Genomic DNA, 13638 nt, shown 5'->3' with positions numbered 1-13638 from the left:
GGTATCCCCTATGACTTCTGCAGATGTCGAAGCCTCTGAACATGTGTGGAGCGTGGAACCCACCCTCGTTTCGGTCGACGACCTGAGCGAGGACACTTGGTCGCTGCTGCGAGATGAGGCGATGAGAGCGATGCGCTACGCATACGTCCCGTATTCGTCCTATCCCGTGGGCGCGGCCGCGCTCGTCGATGATGGTCGAATCGTCAGCGGCGCCAATATTGAGAATGCCTCGTTCGGGGTGACACTGTGTGCAGAATGCTCACTCGTCTCCGATCTGTTCATGTCCGGCGGAGGCCGGATCGTTGCATTCGACTGCGTCGATGGTGCGGGAGCGACCCTGGCCCCGTGCGGACGCTGCCGGCAGCTCCTGTTCGAACACGGCGGCACCGAGATGATGCTCAACCTGCCCAGCGGCAGGGCTCCCATGTCAGTGGTGCTGCCCGATGCCTTCGGACCAGATCATCTGAGTGCCGCTGCACCGGGCGCAGGCTCAGCCAAGCACTGACCCCGATATCGCCGAGGTGGCCCCGCGATCCCAGCGCCACCTCGGCGATCAATGGTGACCACCGGTGACCGCCACAGCGGTCACTTCCCGAGCACGACTGCATGCTGCGAACCGGACCACCCCGAGAGTGAAGGACTGACACTGTGAGCGTAGAGGCATTCGATGCCGTCGACGTCATCGCCGCCAAACGCGATGGCCGCACCCTGAGCAGAGAACAGATCGAATGGGTGATCGATGCCTACACTCGCGGTGTCGTCGCCGATGAGCAGATGGCCGCACTGGCCATGGCGATCTTCATCAACGACATGGAACCTCGCGAGATCGCGGACTGGACGCAGGCGATGATCGCCTCGGGCGAGCGGATGGACTTCTCAGCCCTGTCGCGACCGACCTCGGACAAGCATTCGACAGGCGGAGTCGGGGACAAGATCACCCTGCCTCTGGCCCCACTCGTCGCCGTCTTCGACGTCGCCGTCCCACAGCTCTCGGGTCGCGGCCTCGGCCATACCGGGGGAACACTGGACAAGCTCGAGTCCATTCCCGGCTGGCAGGCGGGTCTGAGCAATGAGGCCATCCTCGACCAGCTCGAGGACCTCGGTGCGGTCATCTGCGCCGCAGGCTCCGGCTTAGCTCCTGCGGACAAGAAGCTCTACGCACTGCGCGACACCACCTCGACTGTCGACTGCATTCCGCTCATCGCCTCATCGATCATGTCGAAGAAGATCGCGGAGGGCACCCAGGGTCTCGTCCTCGACGTCAAGGTGGGATCCGGGGCCTTCATGAAGGACCTGCCCAAGGCGCAGAAGCTGGCGCGGACCATGGTCGACCTGGGCCAGTCGGCCGGGGTCAAGACCTCGGCGCTGCTGACCGACATGTCCACCCCGCTGGGGCTCACAGTCGGCAATGCCCTCGAGGTCCGCGAGTCCGTCGAGGTCCTCGCCGGCGGCGGTCCCTCCGACGTCGTTGACCTGACCGTGGCGCTGGCCGAGGAGATGCTGCGTCTGGCAGGCAAGACCGACATCGATGTGCGTTCGGCCTTGGCTGACGGTCGGGCCATGGATGTGTGGAAGAAGATGATCCGGGCCCAGAACGGTGACCCCGAAGCCGCGCTGCCCGTCGCCGAGAACACCGAAGTCATCACTGCTCCCGCCTCCGGCGTCCTCAGTCGGCTCGATGCTCTGTCCGTGGGCGTCGCCTCCTGGCGCCTCGGTGCCGGGCGGGCGCGTAAGGAGGACCCGGTCCAGGACGTGGCCGGCATCGAACTCCATGCCAAACCCGGCGATACCGTTGCCGAAGGCCAGCCGCTGATGACCCTGCACACGGCCACACCCGAACGCTTCGCCCGCGCGATCGAATCCCTCGAGGGCGCTGTCGAGATCGGAGGCGACCTCAGCGCGGTCTCCGAGACGATCGTGCTCGAGAAGATCACCTGAGTCGCCGTCACGCGCATTGCATCACCGCAGTACCAAATCACGCAGCCCAAACTCACACAGCACCATCGACCTTGGAGGACAACCATGACCAGCAGAGCCGAAGTCGCAGCGATCATCGACCACACACTGCTCAAGCCCGAAGCCACCCCTGCCGATGTGGAGGCACTCGTAACCGAGGCGAAGGAACTGGGTGTGCTCGCGATCTGCGTGTCCCCGTCGATGCTTCCCGTCACCGATCCCGGCGAGCTGGTAGTCGCCACGGTCGTCGGTTTCCCCAGCGGTCAGGTCAAGCCCGAGATCAAGGCCGCCGAGGCTGCCCAGGCCGTCTCCGATGGTGCCGACGAAGTCGATATGGTCATCAACATCGGTCAGGCCATTGCTGGTGACTTCGACGCGCTGGAGGCCGATATCCGCGGAGTCGTCGACGCCAGCGGCAGCGCCCTGGTCAAGGTCATCATCGAATCCGCAGCGCTCAGCGACGACCAGATCGTCGAAGCCAGTCGCCGCGCCGAGGCTGCAGGGGCAGGCTTCGTCAAGACCTCCACAGGCTTCCATCCCGCAGGCGGAGCCAGTGCGCACGCGGTCTCACTGATGCGCGAAACCGTGGGCGATCGCCTCGGCGTCAAAGCCTCAGGCGGAATCCGCACCGTCGACGCTGCAGAAGAGATGATCGCTGCAGGAGCCTCGCGTCTCGGACTGTCGGGATCGAAGGTCATTCTCGACGGGCTCACCGACTGAGACTTGCAGGGGAACGCCCCAGCAGCACTGGCTCCACGATTCCAACAGCACATCAGACCGAAGTGGTGAGTTGATGCCGACAAGCAGCGTCGTCAAACGCAGAATTGGATATGGGGCGGCTGCTGTCGCCGGGGTGTTCGCGGTCGCCGGAGCCACCGTCGGCATGTGGGCGATCAGAAACCTGAAAGCCCATGTCCTGGCTCAACGGCGAACTCGGGCGGCAGGATTCCGCGAGTACTCTGTTGAGGTCAACGGGACGCGACTGAACTACGCCTCGGGGCCGAAGAGTTCCGGGCCGCCGCTGTTGTTGATCCACGGTCAGGGAGTCGACTGGCGCAGCTACGCCCCCGTTCTGCCGGCTCTCGTCCACGATTTCAGTGTCTTCGCTGTTGATGTCCATGGGCATGGAGATTCCGCGCGAGCCCCGGAGAAGTATTCTGCAGCGGCCATCGGACATGACCTCGCCACCTTCATTGAGTCGGTGATCGGCCAACCCGTCGTGGTCTCTGGACATTCCTCGGGAGGCCAGCTTGCGGCGTGGCTGGCGGGTCATCGCCCCGACCTCATCAGCGCCGTGGTGTTGGAGGATCCGCCTCTCTTCACCACTCTGCTGCCACGAGCGAAGCAGACGTGGAACTGGGTCGACCTGGCGATGACCTGCCATGACTTCCTTGAGTCCGAAGAGACAGACTGGGCTGCCTACAGTTTTGCCCACCAACGGCTCTGGACCTTCTTCGGCGAGGGCAGAAAGCGAATCATCCGCTCGGGACTGAGGCAGCACGCGAAGCATCCGAACCGTCCGATCACCATGTTCTTCATGCCCTCCGGCTGGAACGACATGCAGCGATCATTGCTGACATACGACCCGCGTTTCGGTGACGCCTTCTTCACCGGAAGTTGGGATGAAGGCTTTGATCATGAGGACACGCTGCGCAGTATCACGGCACCAACCACTCTGATCCATGCGGACTGGGAGTACGGTTCGGACGGGATTCTGCAGGGTGCCATCGACGATGTCGACGCTCAGCAGATCACCTCACTGAATGAGAACATCGAACTGATCCGGGTCGAGTCGGGCCACAATGTGCACGGTGAGATACCCGATCGGTTCATCGAGATCCTCAGAGCTCAAAGAAGGTTTTGAGTTCGGTGCTGATCGACGTCAGCGCTGATCTCGTTGCAACCCGAGCGACGAGCGTACCTTGGCCACGGCCTTCTGCGCTGTTCGCTGTTTGATCAGACCTTCTTTGGCGTGAGCGGCGATGCCGATCGTCGAAGTCAGGACGTCGACGATGATGATCACATAGGCCGGGTTCAATGATCCGACTCCTGAGCCGACGACGCCGCGAAGCGTCACCACCGCATCGTCGCGCGAATCGAGTCGGTCGAAGGACCACGCTGCGCTGGAGGTGCCGGCTGCCAATTCAGCGAGAATACGACGCTGTTCAGCCGGCGCAACCTCGATCACCTCCTGGGCAGTCTCCGTCTTCAGCCGCTTGGCGGACCACTTGGCACCGTAGCCTCCCGCACCGAAGACCGTTGACTTTGCACCCAGGCCGCCGAGGCGCTCTGCCAGGATACTGTCGATCTCCGGATCGGCCGGAATATCGTGGCCAGTCATCGATCAGAGCCCGAAGAAGGTCTTGAGTTCGGTGCTGATGCTTGTCAGCCGCTCCTTGAGCGCAGGCTGGAGTGCCGCACTCGCCGACGCGGTCGTGACCCTCAGCCCTGCAGCAGCGACCGCGCGCTGATCGGCGGCGGCAGCGGCTGCAAGTCCTTCAGGATCCGCGACGACCTCGAGATAGCATTTGAGCTTCGGTTCGGTACCCGAAGGACGGACGATCACGCGTGAGTTCGCCGCGGAGAGCAGCAGAATGCCATCGGTGGGAGGCAGACCGTCATAACCCTGCGACAGATCATGAACCTCGGTGACTGGGGAGCCGGCCAACGTCGCCGGCGGGTTCTCCCGCAGCTTCGACATGGCTGCTGCGATGAGGGTGACGTCGTCGAGGCGGAAGCTCAGCGGAGCCGTTGCGAAGTATCCGTCGCGGCTGCGGATCCGATCGAGTTCGGCATCGATGCTCGAACCCGCCTCTTTGAGGCGTGAGACCAGGGCCGCAAAGGTCACGGCAGCAGAGATTCCATCCTTATCCCTGACTGCGGTTGGGTCGACGCAGTAGCCCAGGGCCTCCTCGTAGCCGAAGACCAGGCCGGGGACACGAGAGATCCACTTGAATCCCGTGAGGGTGTTCGTTGCGGTGAAACCGTGGCTGCGGGCAGCTGCGGCGAGTCCTCGAGACGAGACGATCGAGTTGGCGAACACCGGTGACGCGGTGCCGGCAGAGTCTGCAGCGACCTCTTCGTCCTCGGTCGTGACAGAGTGCAAGGACGCCGCCTGCATCGAATGATGAGTGCCCAGGGCCAGGCGGGTCGCGATGTCCTCGCCGAGGAGGAGGCCCACCTCGTCGCCGGAGAGTTGCCGGAAACCGGTTGCCAACGAGGTATCCGGGATGGCCGCAGAGAACCTGTCGGCATCGGGGTCGTTGGCGATGATGAGCTCTGCGCCGACCTCTCTGGCCAAGGCATACGATTCATCGAGGGCTCCAGCCTCTTCGGGGTTCGGGAACGTGACCGTCGGGAAGTCTGGGTCGGGTGCCTGTTGAGAGGGCACCGGATGCACGTTCGTGAAACCAGTGCAGGCCAGGGCCGCCTCGGCAACTGTTGCTCCGACACCGTGCAGTGAGGTGTGCACGATGGTCAGATCAGCACTCGAGCGCACATCCAGGGAACCGATGCGAGCCAGGTAGGTCTCGACGATCGTCTCATCGAGATGTTCCCACCCGGATTCGGCACGAGGCACCGAGGCCACAGATTCGACCGCCGAGATCTGCTCGGCGATGAGAGCATCGGCGGGGCTGACGATCTGCGCGCCGGCACCTGCCTCGGCAGCACCGGCGTCGGACTCGATGGCCTGCAGCGGACGCTGACCGAGGTAGACCTTGTAGCCGTTGTCCGCGGGCGGGTTGTGACTGGCAGTGACCATGACTCCGGCGTCGGCCTGCAGGTGAGACAGCGCGAATGCCAGCAGCGGTGTCGGCAGCTGATCGGGCAGCTGGATGGCGGTACCGCCGGCGGCCGTGACGACGGCGGCTGTGTCGGTCGCGAAGTCTGAGGACTTGTAGCGGGCATCGCAGCCGATGACGACAGTGAAACCCTCGCCCACCGTATTCAGGAGGAAACGGGAGAGACCTGCTGCGGCTCGGATGACGACAGCACGATTCATTCGGTTGGGTCCGGCCGCGATCTCTCCACGCAGGCCTGCGGTGCCGAAGGCCAGGGGTCCTGCGAAGCGATCCTCGAGGTCGGCTATCGCTGCCGCATCACCGGCCTTCGCCGCACCAAGGATGCTTTTCAACGTGTTCGCTGTCTTCTCATCGGGGTCATCGGCGATCCACGCCTCGACGATGTCGGCGTCGAAGCCGTTGGTGAAGCGATCGGCTACTTCAGTCATGTCTGTCCTAGTCCAGTGCGGTCGGTGAGGGGAATGCGGGTGGAGACAGGTGTGCTGTCAGGTCGGGGGGTGCCCCTATATTTATTGGTAGGCCCCGAACAGGGCCTGGTCGGTTCGCTCAGCGCGGCAGACGTCGCTCAGAGCTTCGAGACGATGTCGGCGAGCAGCCGCGAGATCCGCGGGGCGGCGGCGACGCCGGCCTCGATGACCTCGGCATGGGAGAGCGGGGTCTCCTGGATGCCGGCTGCCAGGTTCGTCACCAGAGAGATGCCCATGAGTTCAAGACCGGCTTGACGTGCGGCGATGGCCTCCAACGAGGTGGACATTCCAACGAGGTCCGCGCCGAGGACTCCGGCCATGCGCACCTCGGCGGGAGTTTCGTAGTGGGGCCCGCGGAACTGTGCGTAGACGCCTTCGTCGAGGCTGGGGTCGATCTCCTTGGCGATGGCACGCATGTGTGGGGAGTACAGGTCGGTGAGGTCGACGAAGTTCGCACCTTCGATGGGGGAGGTGCCGGTGAGGTTGAGGTGGTCGGAGATGAGGACCGGTGTGCCGGGCGCCCAATTGCGGTTGAGCCCTCCGCAGCCGTTGGTGAGCACCAAGTTCTCGCAGCCGGCGGCAGCGGCGGTGCGGACTCCGTGGGCGACGGCGCGCACGCCCTTGCCTTCGTAGTAGTGGGTGCGGGAACCGAGGACGAGAGCGTGCTTGCCGCTGGCTTCGATCCGGATTGTGCGCACGGTGGCGCCGTGGCCCTCAACGGCGGGCGCGTGGAAGCCGGGAACGTCCGCGGCCGAGATCTCGCTGATCGTCTCGCCGAGGAGCTCCGCTGCGCCGCCCCATCCCGAACCGAGAACGAGAGCAATGTCATGGGCCTCGATGCCGGCTTCGGCGTTGATGGTCGTGGCCGCGGCGCGGGCGGCGGCGGTAGGATCGCTTAAGTCAGTCATGACGCCAAGATTATCAAGTTCTCGACCCGTTCAAGGAGCGCACACAATGCCGATCAGAGACCTGACCGATGGTGACGACCTGCGGTTGAACGAGGTGTTCGCCGACGCCGATACGCCGGCCGCTCATATGGCCAGGTCCCTGTTCCGTCCCTCCTCGGATTCACCCCTGCTGCGATCTGTCATCGCCGAGGTGGTGCCCGAGGTGCCCGTCGGTGCTGCCGCGATCGCGCAGTCGCCACTCCACCCCTACCGGGCGTGGGTCCACGTCGAGGTCGCGAGCGAGGAACAAGGCCACGGTCAGGGACGAGAACTCTTCGAAGCAGTGTGTGCTGAGACCGCCGGGACTGCCCTGGAGGCACTTGATCTGCGCACGCGTGTACAGGCGGGCAGCCCGGGCGCCGGCTTCGCGCAGGCCCTCGGCTTCGCACCGCTGACGACGACACGGGTGATCAAGGTCGCCGCCGGTGCACTGCCGCCCAGCGGTGGTGGACGTGCCGAAGACCTCGAGATCGTGGCCACCGGATCAGTCAAGCTCACGAAGGCCTTCCTCGCTTGGTACACCGCCGTGAATAAGGACGACGCTGTCGGTCCGCTGACGATCGGTCAGGTCAACAACGCGTTCCTCTCCGAAGCCGCTGGTGCCCATGGTGCCGCTCTGCTGGGCGGTGAAGCCGGCTCGTCCGAAGACTCTGGACTCAGCGCCTTCGCCGTCTCCTACGCTCGCGAAGCCGACCAGACTGGTGTCGAGATCACGGACGCTTTGCCAGCACCAGACGATGACGAGGAGCCTCCCACCGAACTCATCATCGGGTCGATGTTCGAAGCCCGCGAAAACGCCGCCGACACCACGAGCGACCTGTTCACAGCAGCGGTCGCCGACGCCGAACTTCTCCTTGCCCGGCTCTCCGTCGATGCCGACGTCGTCCTCGAAGTCACGAGCGGTATGCCGGTGGTCTCCGCATTGGCCGACCGACTCGTCGAAGCGGGACAGGCCACGGAACTTTACCGCTACGAAACTCTCTCGGGACCGCCCGCCGACGCTCGCTGAGCCGACGTTGCAGGCGGGGCACACCCATCCTTAGGGGGAATTCGGGGTGCCTGACGGGAGAATCTGAGAGAAAGTAGGACACCTGTGTCTTCTGCTGACAGTGGGAGCAGAGAGTCGACCACCCATGACGATCACACAGAGAACGCGGGCCTGCGCAGGGGACTGACCGCTCGGCACATCCGCTTCATGGCTTTGGGTTCGGCCATCGGCACGGGGCTGTTCATGGGGTCCTCGGAGTCGATCCAGGCTGCAGGTCCGTCCGTGCTGGTGGCCTACATCATCGGCGGTGCCGCCGTCTTCATGGTGATGCGTGCGCTGGGCGAAATGCTGGTCCGCCACCCCGTCTCGGGATCCTTCGGCCAGTTCGCGTCGCACTATCTCCACCCATTCGCCGGTTTTCTCGTGGGCTGGACCTTCGTCTTCGAGATGATCCTTGTCGCCGTCTTCGACGCTACCGCCATCGGCGTGTACATGGGCTTCTGGTTCCCTGGAGTTCCGCGCTGGACCTGGGTGCTGGCCGTCGTGGCCTTCATCGCCGCCATCAACATGATCGGCGTCAAGGTCTTCGGTGAGCTGGAGTTCTGGTTTGCGCTCATCAAAATCGTCGCGATCATCGCCCTCATCGCGGCCGGCGTGGCCATCATCATCTTCGGCTTCGGCATCGCCGACCACAATCAGATGGGTCCGCGTGCACTGTTCGACAACGGGGGTGTGTTCCCGCACGGACTCTGGGGTCTCCTCTCATCATTCACGATCGTGATGTTCGCCTTCGGCGGCATCGAGATCATCGGAGTCACCGCCGGCGAGGCGCAGAACCCGAAGAAGGTGCTGCCGGCCGCCATCAACTCGGTGCCGGTGCGCATCCTGCTCTTCTACGTGCTCACCCTCGGTGTGATCATGTGCATCCTGCCCTGGAACCAGATCACCTCGGAGATCAGCCCCTTCGTCGCGATCTTCGACTCCGTCGGCTTCAACGCGGCAGCCGCCATCCTCCAGGTTGTGCTCATCACAGCGGCTCTCTCGGCTATCAATGCCGATATCTTCGGTGCCGGTCGGATGCTCCACGGTCTGGCACAACAGGGGCAGGCACTACGATCCTTCGCCCACACCACTCGCAACGGAGTGCCGGTGATGACAGTGTTCACGATGATCGTGGCCCTGCTGGTCGGCGTGCTCCTCAATTACCTCTACCCCGACCAGGCCCTGTTCCTGCTCGGCGCATTGGCGACGTTTGCGACAGTATTGGTGTGGCTGATCATCCTCGCGGCTCATCTTCGGATGAAACAGGTGCTGGCGCAGGAGAACCGACTGCGCAGTGAGTTCCCGATGCCGCTGTGGCCCGTGGGGTCGTGGGCCACGGTGGCATTCATCCTCTTCGTCATCGTCATGGTCGGAATCGTGCCCGATTCCCGTCCGGCACTGTGGGTAGGTCTTCTCTGGGTCGGGGCACTGTGGCTGTGTTACTCCGCCTTCGTCCGGGGTGGGGGTCGTCGGCCCTACCAGCTCATCGACCACACCGAGCCGCTGCCCGCAGGCAGGCACAACGAGAGTGCTGCCCGCAGGCACGCACAACGAGAGTGCTGACTGATCGTCAGCTCGAATCGCGATGGGTCAGGCGAACTCCACCGTGACCCGGTTCGCGCTTGTAGGACCTTCCCGAATAATCGAGGTTAGAACGATTGATTCGAGGTCGCGAGAGAGTCCAGAAGGTTTGCCTGGCTAGGACTGCGACCAGCGGTTCTCTCTGCTGAGAAGAGCCTCACTGCCTGGGTTCGCTGCTCGGTGACGAACCATGCTGTCCCCGGATCCCCGTCGAGTGGCGGCAACCTGAGCAGACCCAGATTGCTGAGGTCCTGCCTACTATGGGCACCGAGGATCAGCATCGGCCCCAGGCCTTGTGCCTTGGCTGAAGCGGAACCGTAGCCGGGAGTGAAGCGCACCGGCATCGTCACGACATGCAGGCCACCGTCGAGGAGATCGAAAGCGTCCGGTTTCGTCTCCAGATGCGCATCGTCATGGACCGTGAGCGCCCGACTGCTGGCTGTTGCTGCAGCGGAGTACGTCTGCTGCAGCATGGCTGCGGTCGCACTCTTGCCAGACTGTGGTGATCCGCGGACGCTGAGAACCTCTCCGTCACGGACCGGATTCCACACTACGAGCGTCCCGAAGGGGTCGACTCCCAGCGGGATCCCCGTGCTCGCCGGATCCATTCGCGCGGCCACGTGCCCCGGGGTCGCCGTGAGTCCGCGCCATCGTGGTCCGAAGCTTCCGTGCCTGTCATCGCAGTCGACCCCGTGGGTGATATTCTGCCGGTGCGGCACCAACTGCACATCGGCGCCGTCACCGCCGGCCTCCTGCGCACTGGGGCCGACGAGCACTGCCCTGTATTCGGGCCATGTTCCGACGAACCGCTGCCGAGACAGTCCGACGCTGAGTCCATCACCTCCCGCACCGGGCGGGAAGATCACCTGAGATGTGAAGACCGCGCTTGTGCTCGCAGACGTGCGGCACCCGGCCAACAGGAACGTCAACCCCAACCCAGATCCGTGTTTGAGCAGCCGTTCCGTCTCGACGGCCATCTGGTGGTCCATCGAGTCGATGAACTCATTCCAGTTGCTGCACACAACGATCGTGGCCGGCCGTTCTATGCCGGTGGGCAGGTCTTCTACCGCAGGAGTACGGTGCAGATGGTCGAGGATCGTGTGGAACCGCCACCCGGTGTCCATTCCGCAGGTGACCTCGGCCCAGCCCATAGAGGCTGCGATGCGTCCCAGCGCCACGATGCGGTGAGTCGCAGCGGCATTGGGAGCCATTCGTCGCATGACTGAGGTGATGGCATCAGGATCGGTGCCGACGATGATGATCGAGCCATCGACAGCAGGCGAATATGACCAAGGGCTCTGCTTCTGGCGGCTGGGGATGTCCACGATCCCGGTCACCGTCGTGCCCATCACCCGCGGAACGTTGTCTTCCGAGCCACCCTCACCAGACCATGTTGAGAGCAGCTCAGGGACATTCTCGGGATCGGGCAGTGGTGGGAGAACCACAGCACGAAGTGGATGAGACGAGAGCTGTGATCGGTCGCCGGTCTCACGATGGGCCTGTTGGAGATTGCCGACACGGATTCCGTTGACGCTGTGTTGGATGGGAAGACCTCGGCCGGGCTCCCATGGTCGGAGACGAGGCCGATGACGCACCTCGGCGTTGGCAGACGTGGAGGTGGGGATCGCAACCCGGAACTCAACGACCGACGAACCCGAGTCGAGGCACGCCGCTCCCGGTCTGTCCGGCGGCAGATGTGCGGCATCGTTGACTCCGATGACGTCGAAGGAATCGGCGTCATCGCGCACGCGCAGGCACACCCTGATGTTGATATTGGCTTTCATCTGTCCGGTGACGACGCCGAGCGGGCGCTGCGTGGCGAGTATCAGATGCACTCCCAAGGACCGGCCCAGCGCTGTCAGGTGCTCCAACAGATCAGCTGCCTTCGGATGAGTCGACATGAGTGCGTGGAATTCGTCGATGACGACGACCAGCCTCGGCGGGGGATCGTCGAGTTCGAGGACATCGGAGCATCCCTGGCCGGCCAGGAGCCGCTCGCGTCGGGTGATCTCGGCACGGACGGAGACCAATGCGCGGAAGGCCGCTGCCGAATCGAAATCGTCGAGGACGCTGTCCGTGTGCGGAAGGTGCTCCAACGGGGCAAATGTCGCCCCACCCTTGAAATCGATGAGAACGAACGTCAGCCGCCGAGGCGGATGTTCCAGAGCCAGTGCGAGCAGCCAGGTCTGGAGCAGAATGGATTTTCCGCTGCCGGTCGTCCCCGCGACGAGGGCGTGGGGGCCGTCGTTGAAGAGGTCGAGAGTGACGTCCCCGTCGTGTCCGCGTCCGATCGTCACCGGTCCGGGAGGAGTACGTGCCCAGCGGTGGCGAATGGCTTGTCGCTCGTCATCGTAGAGGTCGCCGAGGCCGTGGTTCGGCAACCTCTCGGCTCCGGTCCTGCTCGCCTGTCGGTGGTCGAGGGTGAGGAATCGGCCGGGTGGCATGAGTGCGGCGATGAGCGTTCTGCCCGGCACTGGGCAGTCTGCTGCCGATGAGTCGTCGGTGCGTGCCTGGGCCAGACTGCCCAGTGACAGCGAGATCGATGCGGTGGGCGCGGGTGCGTGCAGCTGCAGCGTCGTCGGATTCTGATCGGCCATGTGCACGCCGATCGTCGACTCGCTCTGGTCCTCGTGGTCGAAGCAGGTTCCCTGCAGCTCGGGCAGTCGGAGCAGTTCTGAGGAAGGGAGCCAGTCGTAGGTGGAGTCGGCCAGCCAGGACAGGGCCATGCGACGCAGCTGTTCGTGATCGCCTGTGACAGTCACCGAGGTTGTGCGCGGGTCGATGCGCAGCGGCACATCGTCGATGATGACCGCTCCATCGAAATGATTGGTGCACTCGCGAAGTTCATCGGCAATCGTGATGGGGCTGCGAGCAGATCCGAAGCCGAGGCACAGACCCGAACCGGTCTGCAGCCAGAGTCTGTGTTCGGCGACCGCAGAGTCCAACCTCTGCCGTGCTGCATCGACCGCTGCGCGTCGGTCGATGACACATTGAGCGCAATCGCGGACGTACCGACGTTTCTCCAAGACGTAGGCGACGTATCCGGAGATCGGTGCGGAGACGCTGAAGAGGAGGAACCACCACATTCCGGTGACGAGCGCGAGCACTCCACCGATGGCGATGGGGATGAGGAAGGCCCACCATTGGGGAGGTTTCGCGGGGCGAGGCTCGTCGATGGGAGCGGGCGCCACATGGGTGGGCTCTCGCCCGGGGCTGGTGGAGTCTCGAGGAGGTGGTAGGCGTGAGGGGGCTTCACTGGGCCGGGTTCTGGCAGGGGAGGTCGGTGAGAAGACCGTGGTGCCCAACGATGAGAACGTCTGTTCTCTGGCAGGCCCGAGCTCCAGTCGCGCCGGCTGGCGGGACATGCAGGGGTCGACGATGGTCAGACAGTCGGGATGGCTGATGCGGCTGAGCAGAGGGGAGCGGGGGTCGATGCCGATCGTGAATCCCGAATCGGGTCCCGCGAGCACCGAGACGGAAGCAGATCCGGATCCGCGACAGAGAGCAGAGACTCCGAGGACTGTGACAGGGTTCAGCGACTGCCACCGCCCCCAAGCCATGGATTTCACCATGGTCTCAGGGTTCTCTCGTGCGCCGGAGTCCTCCGGCAGTCGGTTGCCTGCGACGAGATCGGCCGAGGTCAGGATAGGACCGAAGACGGTGCGAAATACCTCAAGGACGGGCAGCTCAGAATCTGCCTCGATCACATCGGTGCGAATGTGCGCGTTTGCGTCGATGCGATGAATGAGGCCGAACGTGTTCATGCTCTCAGGATCACGAGCCGTGTCACACCGGGCAAGGGCGTCTCTCACGACTGTGGACAAGGAGGCTGTGTCCACAGGCTATTCGAGCAG

General features: G+C 64.0%; 10 protein-coding genes. 6 read left to right on the top strand and 4 right to left on the bottom strand.

Features of this window, described 5'->3' with window-relative positions; all coding sequences use genetic code 11:
• The first annotated feature begins 10 nt into the window (after positions 1-10).
• The 4 genes from FO013_RS15600 to FO013_RS15585 all read left to right on the top strand — a co-directional run bounded on the left by FO013_RS15600 (position 11) and on the right by FO013_RS15585 (position 3820).
• Positions 11-505, top strand: a complete 495-nt coding sequence (locus FO013_RS15600) for a cytidine deaminase (protein WP_143923476.1) — start codon at positions 11-13, stop codon at positions 503-505.
• A gap of 143 nt (positions 506-648) precedes the next feature.
• Positions 649-1938, top strand: coding sequence for a thymidine phosphorylase (locus FO013_RS15595; protein WP_143923475.1), 1290 nt, complete (start codon positions 649-651; stop codon positions 1936-1938).
• 84 nt (positions 1939-2022) lie between these two features.
• Entirely contained in the window at positions 2023-2676 is a 654-nt protein-coding gene (deoC, locus tag FO013_RS15590) for a deoxyribose-phosphate aldolase (RefSeq protein ID WP_143923474.1), read from the top strand.
• A 73-nt stretch (positions 2677-2749) separates the two neighbouring features.
• Positions 2750-3820 (top strand): alpha/beta fold hydrolase, encoded by a 1071-nt coding sequence (locus FO013_RS15585; RefSeq protein ID WP_143923473.1) that lies wholly within the window; start codon positions 2750-2752, stop codon positions 3818-3820.
• Positions 3821-3838: 18 nt separating this feature from the next.
• Here the strand turns inward: FO013_RS15585 and FO013_RS15580 are convergent, their stop codons facing one another.
• The 3 genes from FO013_RS15580 to FO013_RS15570 all read right to left on the bottom strand — a co-directional run bounded on the left by FO013_RS15580 (position 3839) and on the right by FO013_RS15570 (position 7134).
• Positions 3839-4297, bottom strand: a complete 459-nt coding sequence (locus FO013_RS15580; RefSeq protein WP_143923472.1) for a hypothetical protein — start codon at positions 4295-4297, stop codon at positions 3839-3841.
• 3 nt (positions 4298-4300) lie between these two features.
• Positions 4301-6187: a phospho-sugar mutase gene (locus tag FO013_RS15575; protein ID WP_143923471.1), complete on the bottom strand. Its 1887-nt coding sequence runs from the start codon at positions 6185-6187 to the stop codon at positions 4301-4303.
• A gap of 137 nt (positions 6188-6324) precedes the next feature.
• Positions 6325-7134, bottom strand: coding sequence for a purine-nucleoside phosphorylase (locus FO013_RS15570; protein ID WP_143923470.1), 810 nt, complete (start codon positions 7132-7134; stop codon positions 6325-6327).
• 46 nt (positions 7135-7180) lie between these two features.
• On the opposite strand from FO013_RS15570, the gene FO013_RS15565 reads away from it, so the two are divergent.
• Complete coding sequence (locus FO013_RS15565) at positions 7181-8182, top strand: GNAT family N-acetyltransferase (RefSeq protein ID WP_143923469.1); 1002 nt, start codon at positions 7181-7183, stop codon at positions 8180-8182.
• 84 nt (positions 8183-8266) lie between these two features.
• Complete coding sequence (locus tag FO013_RS15560; RefSeq protein WP_395949824.1) at positions 8267-9766, top strand: amino acid permease; 1500 nt, start codon at positions 8267-8269, stop codon at positions 9764-9766.
• A gap of 86 nt (positions 9767-9852) precedes the next feature.
• Here the strand turns inward: FO013_RS15560 and FO013_RS15555 are convergent, their stop codons facing one another.
• Positions 9853-13548 (bottom strand): FtsK/SpoIIIE domain-containing protein, encoded by a 3696-nt coding sequence (locus FO013_RS15555; RefSeq protein WP_143923468.1) that lies wholly within the window; start codon positions 13546-13548, stop codon positions 9853-9855.
• Positions 13549-13638 lie beyond the last annotated feature (90 nt).

Source organism: Brevibacterium aurantiacum (genome assembly GCF_007558825.1).
Taxonomy (GTDB): Bacteria; Actinomycetota; Actinomycetes; order Actinomycetales; family Brevibacteriaceae; genus Brevibacterium; species Brevibacterium aurantiacum_A.
Note: the sequence above shows the minus strand (reverse complement) of the source record. Positions and strands in the feature narration are given on the sequence as shown.